The following is a 17,775-nucleotide window of genomic DNA, read 5'->3' as shown; positions in this document are numbered from 1 at the left end:
AAAATGCAACCTAAATTGACCTCGATAGGGGCTACCTTAATCTTGAATGACTTAAGACTCTGGGTTCAGCGACGCACTCAAGTAACTAATTTTCGTATAACTTCGTATAATGTATGCTATACGAAGTTATTACGATGCCCGCTCTGTCCTAACTTAATAACAAATTCAGGCGATGAATTCCTTTGTACATTGCACCTGCAAGGTAGGCATGCGTTAAGCCATAATCATCTTTAAAATCTCGGCTTCCCCGCATAACATAAAAGGGATAATTACAAACATTGAAACATACCCTTTACTTTCTCTATAAATCATCTATAAAAAAGCATGTAAGATAATTTTTTTAAAAATACAAGCTATTTTTTTACCAGAGTGATTAAAAAATCGGTGATTAAAAAATCATCGTCCAATTTCTCGAGGAGATTATTCAATGAGCGTTTATATTTTTCCAGGACAAGGGTCACAGATTAAAGGGATGGGCCGTGAACTCTTTTCTGAATTTCCAGAGCTTACTGCAAAAGCCAATAGTATTTTAGGCTACTCTATCCAGACTCTTTGTTTAGAAGATCCCCAGCAGCAACTCAATCAAACTTATTATACACAGCCGGCTCTCTATACTGTTAACGCCCTTACTTGCCTTAAAAAAGCACAAGAAACCAAGATAACCCCTAAATTTTTGGCTGGCCATAGCCTGGGAGAATATAACGCTTTACTAGCTGCGGGTGTCTTTGACTTTGAAACAGGGTTAAAACTCGTTAAGGAGCGTGGTAAATTGATGCACCAAGTTACAAACGGAGCTATGACAGCTGTGATAGGCTTGAAAGCGGATAGCATAAAAATGATCTTGGAACAGCATAATCTTGCAAACATAGCAATTGCTAATGATAACTCTCATACTCAAATTGTAATTTCTGGTCAAAAAGAGGACATTGAACGAGCGCAAGGGTTGTGTGAACAAGCTGGCGCTCTGATGGTCATTCCTTTAAAAGTCAGTGGCGCTTTCCATTCTCCCCACATGCGTCCTGTTCAAGAACAATTTGAAGGTTTCTTAAAAAAATTCAGATTTGCTCCCCCTACAATTCCAGTGATTGCGAACTATACGGCAAGGCCTTACGCTGCCAACGATATATGTGCAAACCTTGTGCAGCAATTAACTAATTCAGTACGTTGGACAGAAAGCATTGATTACTTGCTCGGCCAAGGCGAAACAGAATTTGAAGAAATGGGGCCTGGAACAGTACTCACCGGATTAGTACAACGTATTAAAAATGGGAAATAACTTATCTCTACCAACTTACACTTTTCCTTTGATCTTACAAAGCCAGAATTGTGTCCTGAGAGGGGGGCTCTGTTTAAGTCAAATCAATGTTCAGCAATTAATCGCTACGCATCGTGATTTTCTTCATCCAAAAGAGCAAGATTATTTAGCCACTCTCCTTTACCCCAAACGTCAATATAGCTATTTATTAGGACGTTATTGCGCCAAACAGGCAATTTCTGCTTATAAAAATCTCAATAATTCTACACAAGTATTGATTGAAACTGGCGTTTTCCATCAACCCATTGTCAGCTACTTAAGTCATGACAATATACAAGTAAGCATTAGCCATACGGATATTCTAGGAGCGGCTCTTGCTTTTCCAGAAGCTCATCCTATGGGCATTGATGTAGAAGCAATCTGTCCGAGCAAAGTAGCTACAATAAAAACCCAATTATCACCAAATGAACAGCAGCTAGCTTTTTTATTTTCTGATAATAAAGCAGTACAACTGACATTTCTGTGGACTGTCAAAGAAGCTTTATCAAAAGTACTGAAATGCGGCCTTATGGTACCCTTTGAACTTTTAGAAGTGGAAAAAATTAAATATCAAGAAAATTTTGCAATAAGCTATTTTAAAAATTTCAAACAGTATAAAGCGCTTTCCTTTTTCTTAGATACAGCAGTCTGCTCTCTTGTCTATCCCCAAAAGACATATCTAGCCCTTGATATTAGAGCCATACAAAAAATCTTAGGAAGGCTTCTTACATGAGAAAGCCTATTATTTTAATGTTCTTCGGTCAAGGCTCCCATTATTATCAGATGGAGTAGGGTTTCCGCCGGAGAATGACGTATTTTTGACAAATGCGCCTGTAACATACTGATTTTAATGGCCCCGTCATCAACTTGTCTGTTTAAAATCCTGTAAGATAATACTTATCAAGGTAACTTGATGATTAGAGAGGAACGGCCGTTCCTCTCTAATCGAGGGGGCATATTCGTTATCAACTCGGTTATTCATAACCGTAACATAGAGTGAATTGTCCCTTCTTCGTCTATTTATCGAACAGTTGGTTGAGCTTGTATGCTCGTAGACAAGTAGGATTATGACATGACTATTACTTTTACTGCAACTATTGGAATTGATATATCAAAACAGTATCTGGATCTTTATCACTCAACCCTTAAGCAGACTCAGCGTTATCAAAATAATGCTCACGGATTAAAGCTGCTGATTAGTTTTTTTAAGAAAAACCCGGTAGATTGCATTGTTTTTGAACCGAGTGGAGGGTATGAAAAAAATTATTAGGCTTTCTTGGCGAAAACGGAGTTCCTTTTTCTATGGTTCACGCTCTCCAGGTCAAAAAATTCGCCCATGCTAAAGGGGTAATTGCCAAAACAGACCTCATTGATGCAGCTCTTTTAGCAGACTATGGGCTTAAAATGCAACCTAAATTGACCTCGATAGGGGCTACCTTAATCTTGAATGACTTAAGACTCTGGGTTCAGCGACGCACTCAAGTAACTAATTTAATACGTCTGGAAAAACAATATTTAGAATACCAAGATAATCCAATTATCATAACGTCTATAAAGAAAAATATTGGCTCTTTAAAGTCTCAGATTCTAACCATTGATCAAGAAATCCAGCGTTGCATTAATGAAACAGCTACCTTAAAGAAAAAAGCAGACCTTCTCAACACTGAAAAAGGAATAGGAAAGGTCTGTACATCTATCTTACTGTCTCAATTGCCCGAATTAGGTCAACTTAATAACAAAGAAATAGCCGCATTAGTAGGAGTAGCCCCTCACACTAGAGAAAGCGGATCATGGAAATGGAAGAAAAATAGTACGCTGTGCTCTTTACATGGCAACGATTTCTGCCAGTCGATACAACTCTAAAATTAAGCCTTTTTATGATCGGTTAATTGCCAGAGGGAAGAAGAAAATGGTCGCTTTGACGGCCCTTATGCGTAAAATCGTCATCATTGCTAATGCTAAACTTAAAGCTCTACATACATAGTTGATGACGCTACCGTGCTACCTATTTGCTACCTAGAGATTTTCTCCTACTTGATATTTTATCGGGAAAACCCAAGGATTTCTTGGTGGGCGCTGCAGGATTCGAACCTGCGACCCGCTGATTAAGAGTCAGCTGCTCTACCAACTGAGCTAAGCGCCCCAAAGACACAGTGAGTAATAACAAATTTTGTTATCGATGTCGATCAAAAAATAATAGATTTTTTCAGACTATTTTACAACTTTTTGTTTTGTCAAAGCTTTATAGAATTTTTTATGGATGATTGATTTGTTTTGCTGTTTTCTGTATGGTGACAAAAATACGAACGACCCTTAATGTTGTGAAATAGACAGAATGAGATCAACTTATAAGATCATTTTAAAAGACATCCTGTTTTTAAGTTTAATTATCAGCTTGTTTTTTGGGATGTTTTTAGGAACACGGCCATTATCAGTACCCGATGAAGGACGTTATACTGAAATTCCACGCGAGATGGTCGTGAGCGGCGATTATGTAACCCCACGTCTTAACGGCATTAAATATTTTGAAAAACCACCGCTTATGTATTGGTTTGAAGCAGCCTCAATCAAATTATTTGGTGTTGAAGAATGGGCGTTGCGCTTTTGGCCGGCATTATTGGGGTTACTCACCTGTTTAGCAACCTATTTTGTGGGGAGTAAACTTTCTTCAAGACGGACTGGCATCTTTGCCGCTCTCATTTTGGCAAGTGCTACCTTATTCAATATCATAAGTCGATTGGTTATCCTTGATGTTGCTGTGACATGTTTCTTAACGACAACACTTTATAGTTTCTTGTTGGCAACGAGAGCAAAAACGAAAAAAGAAGAGACAATTTATTTAGCCCTTTTCTTTATAAGCTCGGCACTTTCGGTGTTGTCCAAGGGATTAATTGGTATTGTAATACCGGGGGTAATTATTGTTTTGTGGGCGCTTTTAACTCAACAGTATCGCCAAATTCTTTTAGCCTTCAAGCCTTGGGGTATTTTATTATTTTTAGCTGTTGCTGCGCCCTGGCATATCTTGGTATCCATGCGTAATCCTGAATTTGCCTGGTTTTATTTTGTTCATGAACATTTTTTGCGCTATCTAACAGGGGTACACGACAGAACGCAGCCATTATGGTTTTTCATTCCTTTTATTATCTTTGGCTGGTTTCCGTGGACAGGTCACTTCCTTATCTCCCTGCGGGATAGTGTACGTGATTTATGGCAAAACAAAACACAAGGTCCAAATAATCTCACCTTCTTATTAGTGTGGGCGGGATTTATTTTTACCTTCTTTTCAATCTCTAACTCAAAGTTAATTCCTTATATCACACCAGCTTTTCCACCATTAGCGATCTTGATTGGTAAAACTGTGGCGGATATTTGGGAGGGACGCCGGAGTGATTCTGTCATTCTTAATTTGTCTGGCGTGGTGAGTGGTCTTATCATGATCACTTTTTGGATTATATGCTATTTCAAAGGGATGATAAAGGCGCCTGATTTTATGCCGAATTTTATCTCTCTTACCATCATTTTATCTCTGTTTATCGTCATGATTCCGCTGCTGCGTAAGTTTATTTCAGTGCGCGCTGCCATTGTGGGGAATTTTGTGTTAAGTCTGTGTTTTCTGATGACAGTTCAATTTTCATGGAATAAATTTGATATAAGACCGGCTAAAGATCTCATTATGAAAATTGCTTCAGTAAAGCAACCAGGTGATAAAATTGCCCTTATCGAATACTATATGCAAGATGTCGCCCCCTATCTTAACCAAAAAATTAATGTGATCAATTATGCTTCGGGTGAGTTAATGTTTGGAATGGAACAGGAAGATACATCTTCATGGATGATTACTTTTGAAGATTTTTTCCAACAATGTCAGTCTGGCCAAATCTTTTATATTATTCTTTCTGCCGATAATTTTAACTTTTTTGCAGAAAATGAATTATCTGAGTTTAAGCGGATTGGTGAGCAAAATAAATATATTTTAGTTACAAATAAAAAATGATAACAACACATCCTTATTTTATAGTTTGCATCTGCGTTTTTTTAAATGTCGCGTCACAATTACTTCTTAAAATGGGCATAAATAGTATTGGCCATTTTGAGATTAATGCGGACAATTTGGTGACCGTTGGTTTGAAAGCTGCGGTGAATCCCAATATTATTATTGGCTTGTTTTTATTTGGTTTAAGCTTTATTTTGTGGCTTGTTGTTCTCTCGCGTATGGAAGTAAGTTTAGCTTATCCATTACTCAGCATGGGTTATATTATTACACCTTTTATGAGTTATTTCCTTCTTAATGAAACCTTTTCATTAAGTCGAATTTTGGGAATTTGCGTTATTATTGTAGGAGTCTACATTGTCTCAAGAAGTTAAATCACTCTCACAAAATCACGAGTATTTACCGTTCGTTCGCACTTCTATTAGTGAGCAAACGATTGCTGACGTGGTTGAGTGTTTACGCTCAGGGTGGATTGCCACTGGACCAAAAGTTCAATTGTTAGAACAGAGTCTACAGGATTATTTGAAAGCGCCTCATGCTCAGTTGGTGACATCAGCAACAGCAGGATTGCATCTGGCTTTACTGGCTCTTGATGTTGGTCCTGGCGATGAGGTCATCACAACACCGATGACGTTTGTGGCGACTTTAAATGTGATCGCTTTATGTGGGGCAAAACCTGTTTTAATCGATGTTGAACCAGGAACTTATAATATTGATGTCAAGCAGATTGAAGCAAAAATCACCTCTCAAACGAAGGTGATTATGCCCGTCCATTTTGCCGGATTACCTGTCGATCTTGATCCCCTCTATGCTCTTGCCAAAAAGTATAATTTACGCGTTATTGAAGATGCTGCCCATGCGATTGGCAGTGAATATAAAGGGAAAAAGATCGGTAGCTTTGGAGATATTCAAGTGTTTAGTTTCCACCCAGCCAAGAATATGACAACTGGGGAGGGAGGATGTATTACTTCCCATGATAACACCTTTGCTGATAAAATTGGCCGTATGCGGTTCCATGGCATTGATCGTGATGCCTGGAATCGTTATAGCAAAGGTGGGTCGCAACATTTTGATGTTGTTTTGCCAGGCTATAAATGCAATATGTCTGACTTGCAAGCAAGTATTGGCTTAGACCAGTTGGCACAATTGGATGCAGGCAATCAAAAGCGCCAAACCTTGGTTAATCGGTATTACGAGCAATTCCAAGGCTGGGAAGAAATTATTTTACCGCAAAAACCGGCTTACGAGCATTTTAATTCATGGCACATTTTTGCCCCATTGATTAATACAGCTAAGTGTGGCCTTAGCCGCGATGAATTTATGGCAAAGATGAAAGAGCATAATATTGGAACGGGACTCCATTATCCCGCAGTGCATTCATTCAGCTATTATCAAGAAGCCTATGGTTATAAAATAGGTGATTTTCCAGCTGCAGAGCATATTGGCAATCATGTAACAAGTTTACCGCTGTTCCCTTCTATGACGCAACAGGACCAAAATCGCGTGATCACCGCGATGCAGTATATTTTTAATAAAAGGTAACTATGATGGCTGAAAAGATGGCGATACACCCGGCAAAAAAAACAACAACCAAGGCAGCTCTTAAAGCAACAAGGTCAGTCTCCAAAAAGGGGGCATCACCAATAGCCAATAATGACGTTTACGTTTCTGTTGTCATTCCAGTCTATAATGAAGAAGCTTGTCTTGAAAGTTTATATCAACGGTTGACCTCAGTGATGGACAACGTTGGGAAACCCTACGAAATCCTCTTTACTAACGATGGGAGCAAGGATCAGACTTCTGAAATTTTGCGTGATTTTCACGACCGTCGTCCCCATCAGATCCGCGTGATTGAGTTTAACGGTAACTTTGGTCAACACATGGCAATCATGGCCGCTTTTGAACGGGTTCGTGGACAAATTATTGTCAATATGGATGCTGACATGCAGAATCCTCCTGAAGAAATTCCAAAATTATTGGCAGCTTTTGAGGCGGGACATGACTATGTCGGGAGTTATCGCGATGGCAGAGACGACTCCTTTTTACTACGGACTCTCCCTTCTAAATTTATGAATTGGCTACGATCCAAGGCGACAGGCATCAAAATTCGCGATCAGGGATGTATGTTCCGGGCCTATAGTCGTCGCATTGTGGATTTAATTGCCCAATCAGCTGAATCATCAACTTTTGTGACTGTATTAGGATATATTTATGCCTCCAATCCTATTGAAATCCCCGTGGTGCATCAGGCTCGATTTGAAGGGGAATCTAAATACGATATTTATAAACTTGTACGCGTAACTTTTGATTTGTTTACTGGATTTTCCATGGCTCCATTGCAAATCTTTACGGTATTTGGGTTTTTAGTATCCGCGTTGAGTGGCCTACTTGTTGCCTATTTAATTGGACGTCGCTTAATCATTGGGCCAGAAGCAGAAGGTCTTTTTACTTTATTTTCTGTTCTGTTTTTCTTGGTCAGCGTCGCTATTACAGGGATTGGTATCGTTGGCGAATATGTGGGGAGGATTTATCAAGTTGTTCGGCATCGACCACGCTTCCTCATTAAAGAAATCCTTGAAGAAAAAGGCGAATAAGCATGACTCACAAAAAAACCCTTATTTTAGGCGTCAATGGTTTTATTGGTAGTCGTTTATCAGAATTAATTTTACAGCAAAAAGACTGGGAAATTTACGGCATGGATATGGCGCAAGACAATTTACAAGACTGTCTTAATCATCCCCGTTTTCATTTTAGCCAAGGTGACATCACTCTTCATAAAGAATGGGTGGAACATCAAGTGCAACAGTGTGATGTCATTCTTCCCTTAGTCGCCATTGCGAATCCGGCACTCTATGTGAAGCAACCATTGCGTGTTTTTGAACTTGATTTTGAAGCTAATCTTGAGATTGTTCGCCTTTGTGTAAAATATAAAAAACGAGTGATTTTCCCGTCTACTTCTGAAGTTTACGGGATGTGTCCCGATACTGAGTTTAACGAGGAAACAAGCCCCTTTGTTCTGGGCCCAACCCATAAACAACGTTGGATTTATTCTTGTAGCAAGCAAATGATGGACCGTGTCATCTATGCTTATGGCGAACAAGACAACCTTGATTATACTCTTTTTAGACCTTTCAATTGGTTGGGACCAAAGTTGGATCGCCTTGATGCCAAAAAGGGAGCAAGCTCCAGGGTTGTCACTCAATTTATCAGTAATATTTTATACCACGGGGAAATTCACCTTGTGGATAATGGCAATCAGCGACGCTCCTTCACCTATATTGATGATGGCATCGATGCTTTAATCAAAATCATTGAAAATAAGGGTAAGGTTGCTTCACAAAAGATTTTTAACATTGGCAATCCCAACAACGATATTTCTGTCAAAGAATTAGCAGAAACCTTGGTGCGTTTGGTGAAAGAATATCCGCATCATTGTCATTTAGCAGAAGCTGTGAAAATCGTTAATACTTCAGCACAAGAGTATTATGGGGCTGGATATCAAGATCTTGGGTTCCGCGTACCCTCCATCGAAAATGCAAAAACTCATCTGAATTGGATCCCTAAGGTTGATTTAGAGACAGCGCTGCGCCACACTCTTGATCATCATTTGGGTAAACGCGAAGCATAGGTTCTGTGCACGATACCCAAAATCGATTTAAGGAAATGAGGAACGCAACAAAACTGATCTCAAAAGCGCTCTTCAATTCTTTGACGACTCTCATTTTATGCTGCATTTAAATGAGCCTCCACGTCGGATGGGTTTTCCTGCAGCACCGTTTCAAGCTTGTGAAAATAAGCGTCAGCTTCTGAGACAGAAAGAAATTCGCGTGTAATTATCGCCAACCGAGAGTGATCTGTCGTTATCAAATTTTTTGCTTGAACCTTGCTATCCGGGATAAGAGCAAGGTGGTTTGATAAATCGCCAGGGTGCGTTTTAAGAATAGTTTTTAATCCATTAAAACTAAGTTTTTTGGCAAACAGAGGATGCCACACCGACCCATGATGCACAGGATTACAGATCAGATATTTCCCAAGGTCAACTATATCTGTTAAGAACTGGGGTGCTTGAACACACACCGTTTGTTTGATTGCCAATTTATGTAACTGACGAGCATACCACAATACACCAGAATCATCGACTAACAAGGGGGTTTGCACCATAACGACTCGCAATTTTGAGGAATCAAGTTGCTGAAAAACTGTGGTTAAAGCATCCTGAGACTCTTGAGCAATTTTATCTTTTCCAATCAATTCAGGCTGTAGGCTTAACATAAGTGCTGTGCCACTTTGATATGCATTATTTACCAACCAGTAGGGAATAAGAGCATTTATTTTAAGGAAAGACGCCAACCCACCATCGGCGGTTGGAGAACAAAAATAGCGTCCAAAATCCAGAACAATATCGGGCTTATAGCTATTAAATATAGATTTGACAGTCTGTTGAGTAAGAGTAACGCTTGAAAAAAGATGGGTTTCTAATTCTGGATATGCCTTACCAAGCTCTTCAATCAGCATTTCTAACTGTATAAGGTCATTGTCTAATAGCAATAATTTTTGCAGTTTGTAACTTTCTATTCGAGCCAAAAAAGTGCGTCCCATGACAGAGGTAGCACCATGTAAAAGAATGGTTTTACCACTGAAAAAATCATTTGGGTGTTCTGTTAACGGAGTATGAAAGGAGGCTGCCGGTTGTGGACGTAGCTTTAATAACGCTTTCCATAGTGTTTTTGACCTAAAGGTCAATCCCCACAATCCCACAAAACAAAGCATTACCAAGGCAGGTAACCAAAGTGATAAAGACTCTTTTTGGCTGATAATCTTTAATAACGGCAAAAAAATAAGATTGCTGATACTGGCAATCGAGGCAGCATACTGCCAATTCTTCAGTTGTTGCAGATGTGATGACTCAGCCACAAAAAGGCTTGTACCCACAAACAGCAGCACAGAAATACCACAAACTTTTGCCTGATAAGTCAGGGAAAAATTGGTAAGATCCCCCTCATTCAAGATTATGATAAGGATAAAGAGGCTAATTAAATGAAGCGTTAGGTATTGGCCCAATCGCACTAAAGATATGTTTAAAAAAGATATATTTAAAGATCGCAAGATTTGAAATAAAAAAATAAACAAGTTTACTCCAGCGTTGTCAAAATATATCGCTACCGTCTTTCCTCAGCGCCCAATTATTGGTGAGTTTGATAAAGCTTGGCCAATTTATCTAAGCGACGTTGATGGCGACCAGCTTCAAACTCTGTCTCAAGAAATACCTTCAAACATCGCGTGGCGATTTCTTCACCAATCACACGACCTCCTAAACAAAGGACATTGGCATTATTGTGTTTGCGCGCAACTTCTGCTTCAAATTCTGTGTGACAAACGGCAGCTCTAATTTCGGGAAAGCGATTGGCTAAAATCGACATCCCAATCCCTGTACCGCATAACAGAACGGCAAAAGTTGACTCCCCTGCTAAAACAGATTTTATAGCTTTAATACCGTAATCTGGATAATCAACTGAGGCAGTTTTTTCATCAACCCCAAGATCTTCGACCATAAACCCCATGTTTTTGGCCAAGTCAATCAACACTTGCTTGAGAGAAAACCCTGCATGATCACTCGCAATCGCTAACTTTTTGACAGACATAACTACTTTTCCTCATCTTTTGGGAGCTGAGCTGGGCTGTGCAACTTTTTCCACGCAAGATAGCCAAGACTCATCAAAATGACCAGTAATAGGATAGAGAATAAAGCGATATATTTTTCGATCACTTTAAAATCAATGGCCTCAATAATTCCACCAAGTAAATAACCGCCAGTACAACTAATGGCTGTCCATACAACAGCAGCTATAAAGTTAAGAGGAATAAAACGACTGGGGGGAATACCAGCGCTGCCTATCACGACGGGACTAATCATCCGAATACCATAAATAAAGCGGAAGCTTAAAATAAACCAAATATCCCACTTATGGAGCAACTGGAATGCTTTTTCGGCAGGAGCGCGCATTTTAGGATAACGGTCTAAAATCCGCCCACCATAATGACGGCCAACATAATACAAAATCTGATCGGCAATTAATGTGCCTAAAAACGCAATGATCACCACTTTGAGAAGCGATAGATAACCGAGGTAGGCCATTACGCAAGCCGTTAAAATGACACTTTCACCTTCAATCATTGCTCCCAATAAGACGACGGCATAACCCCAAGTTTGAATCCACTCAATCAGATGTTCCATGAAAATACCTTAGTTTTTATAGTTTTTCTTGTCAGTTAACTTATGGCGCTTTCGCGTTCTTACTTCAGAAGGTTGTTTGGGTAGAGTATACCATACTATTCCCATCGCGATCCCTTTAATCGATGGCAGCATTCCCAAAGTCAAAATGATCGTTGCCGGCAACCAAATACTAAAGTGCAACCCCATTGAGAGATGGTAATTTACTTCCATCCAATAAATCAACGGTAATAACAAATGTCCGACAATAGCAATGGTAAAGTAGGCTGGCATATCATCAGACCTAATTGTTTGAAAATCCAAACCACATCCATCACATATAGGGCGAACCGTTAAATAGCCATTAAATAAAGGAGAATGGCCACAGTTTGGGCATCTCTTCATCGTTCCCAGCTTTAATAAACGCCAAAACATCAAAGTGATCCCCTAATTATAAACTTAATGACTTTAAATAGCAGATAATGCCGGAAAAATCCAACTGTCCATCTGTCGCACAAAAATCTTGATAGAGTTGTTGAGCGTGACCCGTTAAGGGGACTGGAACGTTGGCATCTAATGCCTCGGCTGTCGCTAATTTTAAATCTTTTAACATCATGTTGGCCGTAAACCCTGGCTTATAATCGTTGGTCGCTGGTGATTGGGGTAGCACGCCAGGTGCAGGACAATAAACATTGAGACTCCAACTATAACCTGAAGAAACGGACGAAATTTCATAAAGTTTTTTGGCATCCAGACCCAATTTTTCAGCCAAATTAAAGGCCTCAGAGGTACAAATCATCTGAATTCCCAGCATTAGGTTATTACAGATCTTTGCCGCGAGGCCATGGGTTGCAGCCCCCGCATGAAAGATGTTTTTTCCCATTGCTTGCAAGAGAGGTAATGCGGCATCAAAATCAGTGTCCGTCCCTCCCACCATAAAAGTGAGGGTGGCATTTTTTGCCCCCATCACCCCCCCTGACATAGGGGCATCAAGCAACCGGTGACCTTGTCTTTCGGCCAACTCATGCACTTCTTGGCACGTGGCAATATCAATGGTGGAGCAATCAATAAACAAGGTTGATTGTTTAACGTTCTGAAGCAGCCCCTCCTCCCCCAAATAAACTGCTCGCACATGTTTTCCCTCCGGAAGAGCCGTAATCACCACATCCCGTCCAATAGCCGCCTCCCTTGCGCTTGCAGTCGCGAGAGCACCTGCTACCAGACATTCTTGAATGACTTGAGGTGCTAAGTCATACACCCAGACTTGGTACCCAGCCATGAGGAGGTTCTGCACCATTGGCAATCCCATGTGTCCCAGACCGATAAATCCAATTTTTTTCATGAGAATATCCTAATTACAAAGTGGGCAAAGAAAAGTCGACTCCCTGACGAATACCCGAAGGCCAACGACTGGTAATCGTTTTAAGTTTAGTGAAAAAGCGTACGCCCTCCATCCCATGCATCCCGTGGTCAGCAAAATTAGAACGCTTCCAGCCCCCAAAGCTATGATATCCCACAGGAACCGGGATTGGCACATTAACCCCCACCATTCCCACTTGGACACGCGCACAAAAATCCCTTGCGGTGTCGCCATCGCGCGTGAAAATCGCAACACCATTGGCATATTGGTGTTGATTGATGAGGCTCAACCCTTCTTCATAAGAACGGACACGCATCACCACAAGCACAGGACCGAAAATCTCTTCCCGGTAAATGCTCATCTGAGGTGTTACCTGATCAAATAGACATCCTCCCAGGAAATATCCCTTGTCTGGAATGGAACTGGATCGGCCATCAACAACAAGTTTTGCCCCTTGAGTCACTCCAGCTTCAATATAAGCTAAAACCTTTTGTTTATGCTCTTGAGTGATGAGAGGCCCCATTTCCATTGCCCCTTCGGTATAACATCCAATTTTAAGGGCTTTAATCTTAGGGGTTAGCTGTTCAATCAATTGATCGGCAACTGTATCTCCCACAGCAATCACAGCTGAGATGGCCATGCATCGCTCACCTGTTGAGCCATAAGCCGCGCCTAAAATGGCATCCGTAGTCGACTCTAAATCTATATCAGGCATTACCAACGCATGGTTTTTGGCACCTCCAAAAGCCTGCACTCGTTTGCCATTAGCGATGGCGGTTTTTTGAATATATTCTGCCGTGGCCGTCTGACCAACAAAGCTAATCGCCTGAATCGTTGGATGCTCTAACAGCGCATTCACCGTTTCTTTAGCCCCATGAACTACGTTAAAGACCCCTTTAGGTAAACCCGCTTTAATGGCTAATTCGGCTAACAATATGGCGCAAGAAGGATTGCGCTCGGACGGCTTCAACACAACTGTGTTGCCACAGGCAATCGCCACAGAACAAATCCACAAGGGGATCATTGCGGGAAAGTTAAAGGGCGTGATTGCAGCCACTACACCTAAAGGCTGGCGCATTGAATAAGAATCTATCTGCCGTCCGACATTAGCACTGTAATCACCCATCAGCGAACTTGGAATTCCGCAGGCATATTCTAGAACGTCTGTTCCTCTCGTGATAGACCCAATTGCCTCCACTTTGCTTTTACCATGTTCTGCTCCAATCACATCAGCAAGTTGGTCAAGGTGTTGTTCAATTAAAACCCGCCATTTCATCAAAACTTTTGCGCGTGCGGCGGGAGGAGTTGCCGCCCATTCAGGAAAGGCATCTGCAGCGGCTTTTGTCGCATGATCCACATCTTTTGCAGATCCATAAACCACTTCTTTAATGACTGATTCAGTTGAAGGATTAATAATTGGGGCCACCCGGATGGGATGACCTTCATAAAATTCGCCGGCGATAAAATGGGAAAGCTTTAGAGTCATACGATGTTAAGCCAGTTAAATATAACTTTACTTAATTTGAACAGCTTTTTAGGCAAAAGAAAAGCCCCGCTGTGAATCAGGGCTTTCTTTTATTATATAGTAAATTTTTTATGAAGACCGGGAGGCAACACAAAAAAATATTTTATACAGAACGACGGCAATCACGACTGCTATGAGTTGGGCAACGCCAAACAGCCATAGTTCATGCAAAGCCCATCCTTGCTCAATAACAGCGGATCCAAAGGAGCGCGCAAAGTTGACAGAGGTATTGCTGATCGGCAGACTCACTAAGTGGATCACCACAAGGGCCAACCCGATCGCGATACCACCAAAACCTGCAGCAAATTTTTCTGTGGTTGTTGCAAAAACAACCAACAACAGTAGCGCTGTCATCACAGCTTCTGTAACACCTACTGCCATCATGCTGTATTTACCTGGCGAATGCTCATCATACCCATTAGCGGCTAAAGTAGTAATGACGGTATGATCTAGTTTACCGCTGGCAATATAATAAACCAGCCACGCACCGATCGCAGCGCCAATCAACTGCGCAATTATATAAAAAAGTGTATCTTTAAAGCTCAGTTTACCCAGAAATAACATGCCTAGTGAAATCGCCGGGTTAATATGACAACCAGAGACAGGACCAATGGTATAGACTAAAACTAATACGGTCAACCCGAAGACAAGACTTATTCCTAAATTACCAATAACGCTTGCTGCGAGCACAGCGCTGCCGACGCCAAGGAGCACAAGTACTAATGTTCCGAATAATTCAGCAATGTAACGTGTACATGAACTACATGCATATTGCATTTCAACCTCCAACAACAAGTTATGGATTTAATTGTATTGTTAAATCAACACTCCCCCTAATAAAAAATAGAACTTATTAACTATTTGGCGATTGGATTGTTAGATTTAGTTAACTTAGCAACTAGGCTCTGTACAACTAACGTTTCTCCATGGGTGAAGAAACACATTTGCTTTATCAACCTAAAGTTAACTTCACAGCTAAGTTTGACAATTTTTCTCGGGTATGTCATCTTATACCCTTATGAACCTTCAACTATTAGCATAAAAATTATTCTATGATGAAACGCTCACACTCTATTAAACTAGTTTTAATTGGCTCTACTTTGGTGTTTTTATCTGCCTGTGATGAAAAACCAGAAAGCTCTAAAGCAAACAAAACTGCCGCTACCGCTTTTGATGCTCCTCAAACCGAAACCTATATGAGCAAAGAAGAATGCGAAAAAATTCACGGTGAAGGAAAATGTGGGGCTCAACCTCATGCCTCGGGCAGTGGCAGCGTTTTTATGCCGATGATGGCAGGCTACATGCTGGGCTCGATGTTCAACCAACCGAAATCAGCCCCTGCTGCAACCATTAACAGCGAGCAAGATAACACCAGAAGAGGTGGTTTTGGTGGTCAAGCTAAACGTTATTCAAGTGCGGGTGGATAAGGACATCAATATCTATGCAACGACGCAACCAATCTCCACGAACAGGATGGCAGGAAAAAGGTGAAAATCTCGGCTTTCACTTTCACACTATTGATGGTGAGCTTTACTGGGATGAAGCAGTAGCTTATGAATTTACAGCCGCTGAAATTGATACTATCGAAGATGCGAGTCATACTCTCGAGTCACTTTGCATTGTGGCCGTTGAACATATTATTGACAAAAAACGCTATGCCGAAATGCAAATCCCAGAAAACATTATCGATCTGGTTGAGGCAAGCTGGCACAATGACCATAAACATCTTTATGGCCGCTTTGATTTAACACTGGATGAGACAGGTGTCCCTAAGCTATTGGAATATAATGCTGATACCCCTACAGCTTTATTGGAGGCCGCTGTCGTCCAATGGGACTGGTTACAAGACAAAAAGCCCGAGGCAGATCAATTTAATAGCATTCATGAAAAACTGGTTGATGCCTGGCCAAGATTTAATTTTTCAAATACAACTATTCATTTTGCTGGCATCCTTGATAACCAGGAAGATGCAGGAACTCTCAACTATTTGCGTGATACAGCTATGCAAGCCGGCTTTGAAACTGAGCTTTTAGACATGCGAGATGTTGGCTGGAATGGTCAGGGTTTTGTGGACTTTTCCAACCAAAACATTTGTACTTTGTTCAAGCTTTACCCCTGGGAATGGATGATGCATGAGGAATTTTGCCCTCATATCATAAACTCACAAACATTGATACTCGAACCAGCTTGGAAACTTCTTCTCAGCAATAAAGCTGTTTTAGCGATCTTGTGGGAATTATTTCCCGATCATCCTAATCTTTTACCCGCCGATTTTGAGGCGAAGAAAATTAAAGGTGATTTTGTTCGTAAACCGTTTTTTAGTCGAGAAGGCGCTAATATTCAAATCAGCCAGGGGGATTTAAACACCGATGGGCCTTACGGTGCTGAGGGCTACGTTTATCAAAAATACTGCCCTTTACAAAACTTTTCAGGCAACTATCCCGTCATCGGCTCATGGATTATCGCAGGGGAAGCGGCGGGTATCGGAATTCGTGAAGACAAATCTCCCATCACCACGAATGCCAGTCGCTTTGTGCCGCATTATTTTGTTTAGCTGGGGTTCACCATTCCAACATGACCCTGCCCCTAATTTTTCCAACTTCCACAAATAGGTAAGTCCTCCGCGGGTCCTATCATTTTCAATTAAAAGTATTTTAAAAAGCATGTATATGGAAAGGGGGGAGAAAGTCATAAGAAGAATTTAATTTTACAGCAAATCCAATTTTTCAAGCAGGAAGATTTTGAACTAGGCTGTGTGCACTTATCTGAGCTAAAGGACAAAAGAACCATAATAGATCATCAGCTATAATTTCTGCTATATGCTATACACCACTTTGCTTCTCGTCAAACTCCCCCCTTTTTGGGAGAAATCCTACAATATTTTGAGCCTCATATGTCAGGCGTTAAGCCTGGTCGTCACCTTGATCTTTGGGGGGAGATGTATTATAAATGTGTGATACTAAGTCCCAAGTTTAATTCTTGATACCATATCCTGTGAATAGCCCAAGAAAACGGATCCACAGGATGGTTTGTTCAATTTATTCTTAGATTTTGTATTATTATAAACTATAATAAAAGAGAATAATCTTATGAAAATAAGTAAAATTATATTCGTTGTTCCTTTCCTAAATTTTTGTATAAATGGGAATCTCCAAGCTACTGATTCTTTACTTATCGAGACTTTTCCTAATGAAACATTGGTAAATATTGCTTCTTTTGTTACAAAGTTCAGAGATAATAGGAACTCATCTTTCGTCTCAAAAAAATGGAAGCGTAATAACTTCGTATAGCATACATTATACGAAGTTATACGATCCTAAATTACCAATAACGCTTGCTGCGAGCACAGCGCTGCCGACGCCAAGGAGCACAAGTACTAATGTTCCGAATAATT

18 protein-coding genes and 1 tRNA gene are annotated in these 17,775 nt (G+C 40.7%); 11 read left to right on the top strand and 8 right to left on the bottom strand.

Annotation, left to right across the window (positions count from 1 at the left end; translation table 11 throughout):
- The first annotated feature begins 427 nt into the window (after window positions 1-427).
- From fabD to IG80_RS0105755, 4 genes are all read left to right on the top strand, one after another.
- Complete coding sequence (fabD, locus tag IG80_RS0105770; protein WP_032112923.1) at window positions 428-1,276, top strand: ACP S-malonyltransferase; 849 nt, start codon at window positions 428-430, stop codon at window positions 1,274-1,276.
- Window positions 1,266-2,027: a 4'-phosphopantetheinyl transferase family protein gene (locus tag IG80_RS0105765; RefSeq protein ID WP_052046107.1), complete on the top strand. Its 762-nt coding sequence runs from the start codon at window positions 1,266-1,268 to the stop codon at window positions 2,025-2,027. The genes fabD and IG80_RS0105765 overlap by 11 nt, the downstream gene beginning before the upstream one ends.
- A 339-nt stretch (window positions 2,028-2,366) precedes the next feature.
- The gene (locus IG80_RS0105760; protein WP_032112922.1) at window positions 2,367-2,564 is read left to right on the top strand and encodes a hypothetical protein; all 198 of its coding nucleotides are present in this window, start codon (window positions 2,367-2,369) and stop codon (window positions 2,562-2,564) included.
- Window positions 2,565-2,596: 32 nt separating this feature from the next.
- Entirely contained in the window at window positions 2,597-3,157 is a 561-nt protein-coding gene (locus tag IG80_RS0105755) for a transposase (protein ID WP_032112921.1), read from the top strand.
- A 204-nt stretch (window positions 3,158-3,361) separates the two neighbouring features.
- Here IG80_RS0105755 and IG80_RS0105750 read toward each other — a convergent pair.
- Window positions 3,362-3,437: transfer RNA gene (locus IG80_RS0105750), tRNA-Lys, on the bottom strand.
- Window positions 3,438-3,629: 192 nt separating this feature from the next.
- On the opposite strand from IG80_RS0105750, the gene IG80_RS0105745 reads away from it, so the two are divergent.
- The 5 genes from IG80_RS0105745 to IG80_RS0105725 are packed head-to-tail and all read left to right on the top strand — an operon-like array spanning window position 3,630 to window position 8,913.
- On the top strand, window positions 3,630-5,288 hold the full coding sequence (locus IG80_RS0105745; RefSeq protein WP_052046105.1) for a phospholipid carrier-dependent glycosyltransferase: 1,659 nt from the start codon (window positions 3,630-3,632) through the stop codon (window positions 5,286-5,288).
- A complete protein-coding gene (locus IG80_RS0105740; RefSeq protein WP_032112920.1) occupies window positions 5,285-5,659 on the top strand; it encodes an SMR family transporter in 375 nt (124 codons plus the stop codon). Before IG80_RS0105745 ends, IG80_RS0105740 begins: the two co-directional genes overlap by 4 nt.
- On the top strand, window positions 5,643-6,827 hold the full coding sequence (locus IG80_RS0105735; protein WP_052046104.1) for a DegT/DnrJ/EryC1/StrS family aminotransferase: 1,185 nt from the start codon (window positions 5,643-5,645) through the stop codon (window positions 6,825-6,827). Before IG80_RS0105740 ends, IG80_RS0105735 begins: the two co-directional genes overlap by 17 nt.
- A 2-nt stretch (window positions 6,828-6,829) precedes the next feature.
- On the top strand, window positions 6,830-7,879 hold the full coding sequence (locus IG80_RS0105730) for a glycosyltransferase (RefSeq protein ID WP_198027199.1): 1,050 nt from the start codon (window positions 6,830-6,832) through the stop codon (window positions 7,877-7,879).
- A gap of 2 nt (window positions 7,880-7,881) precedes the next feature.
- Window positions 7,882-8,913: a bifunctional UDP-4-keto-pentose/UDP-xylose synthase gene (locus tag IG80_RS0105725; protein WP_052046103.1), complete on the top strand. Its 1,032-nt coding sequence runs from the start codon at window positions 7,882-7,884 to the stop codon at window positions 8,911-8,913.
- A gap of 95 nt (window positions 8,914-9,008) precedes the next feature.
- On the opposite strand, the gene IG80_RS0105720 is transcribed toward IG80_RS0105725, so the two are convergent.
- From IG80_RS0105720 to IG80_RS0105690, 7 genes are all read right to left on the bottom strand, one after another.
- On the bottom strand, window positions 9,009-10,352 hold the full coding sequence (locus IG80_RS0105720; protein WP_156962054.1) for a Rossmann-fold NAD(P)-binding domain-containing protein: 1,344 nt from the start codon (window positions 10,350-10,352) through the stop codon (window positions 9,009-9,011).
- Window positions 10,353-10,468: 116 nt separating this feature from the next.
- Window positions 10,469-10,927: a ribose 5-phosphate isomerase B gene (rpiB, locus tag IG80_RS0105715; RefSeq protein WP_032112918.1), complete on the bottom strand. Its 459-nt coding sequence runs from the start codon at window positions 10,925-10,927 to the stop codon at window positions 10,469-10,471.
- A 2-nt stretch (window positions 10,928-10,929) separates the two neighbouring features.
- A complete protein-coding gene (locus IG80_RS0105710) occupies window positions 10,930-11,520 on the bottom strand; it encodes a DedA family protein (protein ID WP_032112917.1) in 591 nt (196 codons plus the stop codon).
- Window positions 11,521-11,529: 9 nt separating this feature from the next.
- Window positions 11,530-11,931 (bottom strand): DUF983 domain-containing protein, encoded by a 402-nt coding sequence (locus IG80_RS0105705; RefSeq protein WP_052046101.1) that lies wholly within the window; start codon window positions 11,929-11,931, stop codon window positions 11,530-11,532.
- 16 nt (window positions 11,932-11,947) lie between these two features.
- Window positions 11,948-12,838 carry a 3-hydroxyisobutyrate dehydrogenase gene (mmsB, locus tag IG80_RS0105700; protein WP_032112916.1) on the bottom strand — a complete coding sequence of 297 codons (891 nt, stop codon included), beginning with the start codon at window positions 12,836-12,838 and terminating at the stop codon, window positions 11,948-11,950.
- A 13-nt stretch (window positions 12,839-12,851) separates the two neighbouring features.
- Window positions 12,852-14,342, bottom strand: coding sequence for a CoA-acylating methylmalonate-semialdehyde dehydrogenase (locus IG80_RS0105695; protein WP_032112915.1), 1,491 nt, complete (start codon window positions 14,340-14,342; stop codon window positions 12,852-12,854).
- A 108-nt stretch (window positions 14,343-14,450) separates the two neighbouring features.
- The gene (locus IG80_RS0105690; protein WP_032112914.1) at window positions 14,451-15,158 is read right to left on the bottom strand and encodes an aquaporin; all 708 of its coding nucleotides are present in this window, start codon (window positions 15,156-15,158) and stop codon (window positions 14,451-14,453) included.
- Window positions 15,159-15,433: 275 nt separating this feature from the next.
- Between IG80_RS0105690 and IG80_RS13180 the strand changes: the two genes are divergently transcribed.
- Window positions 15,434-15,808 (top strand): DUF1190 domain-containing protein, encoded by a 375-nt coding sequence (locus tag IG80_RS13180; RefSeq protein ID WP_052046100.1) that lies wholly within the window; start codon window positions 15,434-15,436, stop codon window positions 15,806-15,808.
- 14 nt (window positions 15,809-15,822) lie between these two features.
- The gene (locus IG80_RS0105680) at window positions 15,823-16,935 is read left to right on the top strand and encodes a glutathionylspermidine synthase family protein (RefSeq protein WP_032112913.1); all 1,113 of its coding nucleotides are present in this window, start codon (window positions 15,823-15,825) and stop codon (window positions 16,933-16,935) included.
- Window positions 16,936-17,775 lie beyond the last annotated feature (840 nt).

This window comes from Candidatus Paracaedibacter symbiosus (assembly GCF_000757605.1).
GTDB lineage: Bacteria > Pseudomonadota > Alphaproteobacteria > Paracaedibacterales > Paracaedibacteraceae > Paracaedibacter_A > Paracaedibacter_A symbiosus.
Note: the sequence above shows the minus strand (reverse complement) of the source record. Positions and strands in the feature narration are given on the sequence as shown.

What these genes read in the sequence shown, in the direction of transcription:
- IG80_RS0105705 (WP_052046101.1), bottom strand. Translation starts at nt 11,931, where the DNA reads ATGTTTTGGCGTTTATTAAAGCTGGGAACGATGAAGAGATGCCCAAAC.
- IG80_RS0105730 (WP_198027199.1), top strand. Translation starts at nt 6,830, where the DNA reads ATGATGGCTGAAAAGATGGCGATACACCCGGCAAAAAAAACAACAACC.
- IG80_RS0105760 (WP_032112922.1), top strand. Translation starts at nt 2,367, where the DNA reads ATGACTATTACTTTTACTGCAACTATTGGAATTGATATATCAAAACAG.
- IG80_RS0105765 (WP_052046107.1), top strand. Translation starts at nt 1,266, where the DNA reads ATGGGAAATAACTTATCTCTACCAACTTACACTTTTCCTTTGATCTTA.
- IG80_RS0105690 (WP_032112914.1), bottom strand. Translation starts at nt 15,158, where the DNA reads ATGCAATATGCATGTAGTTCATGTACACGTTACATTGCTGAATTATTC.
- IG80_RS0105725 (WP_052046103.1), top strand. Translation starts at nt 7,882, where the DNA reads ATGACTCACAAAAAAACCCTTATTTTAGGCGTCAATGGTTTTATTGGT.
- IG80_RS0105745 (WP_052046105.1), top strand. Translation starts at nt 3,630, where the DNA reads ATGAGATCAACTTATAAGATCATTTTAAAAGACATCCTGTTTTTAAGT.
- IG80_RS0105710 (WP_032112917.1), bottom strand. Translation starts at nt 11,520, where the DNA reads ATGGAACATCTGATTGAGTGGATTCAAACTTGGGGTTATGCCGTCGTC.
- IG80_RS0105740 (WP_032112920.1), top strand. Translation starts at nt 5,285, where the DNA reads ATGATAACAACACATCCTTATTTTATAGTTTGCATCTGCGTTTTTTTA.
- IG80_RS13180 (WP_052046100.1), top strand. Translation starts at nt 15,434, where the DNA reads ATGATGAAACGCTCACACTCTATTAAACTAGTTTTAATTGGCTCTACT.
- rpiB (WP_032112918.1), bottom strand. Translation starts at nt 10,927, where the DNA reads ATGTCTGTCAAAAAGTTAGCGATTGCGAGTGATCATGCAGGGTTTTCT.
- mmsB (WP_032112916.1), bottom strand. Translation starts at nt 12,838, where the DNA reads ATGAAAAAAATTGGATTTATCGGTCTGGGACACATGGGATTGCCAATG.
- fabD (WP_032112923.1), top strand. Translation starts at nt 428, where the DNA reads ATGAGCGTTTATATTTTTCCAGGACAAGGGTCACAGATTAAAGGGATG.
- IG80_RS0105680 (WP_032112913.1), top strand. Translation starts at nt 15,823, where the DNA reads ATGCAACGACGCAACCAATCTCCACGAACAGGATGGCAGGAAAAAGGT.
- IG80_RS0105695 (WP_032112915.1), bottom strand. Translation starts at nt 14,342, where the DNA reads ATGACTCTAAAGCTTTCCCATTTTATCGCCGGCGAATTTTATGAAGGT.
- IG80_RS0105755 (WP_032112921.1), top strand. Translation starts at nt 2,597, where the DNA reads ATGGTTCACGCTCTCCAGGTCAAAAAATTCGCCCATGCTAAAGGGGTA.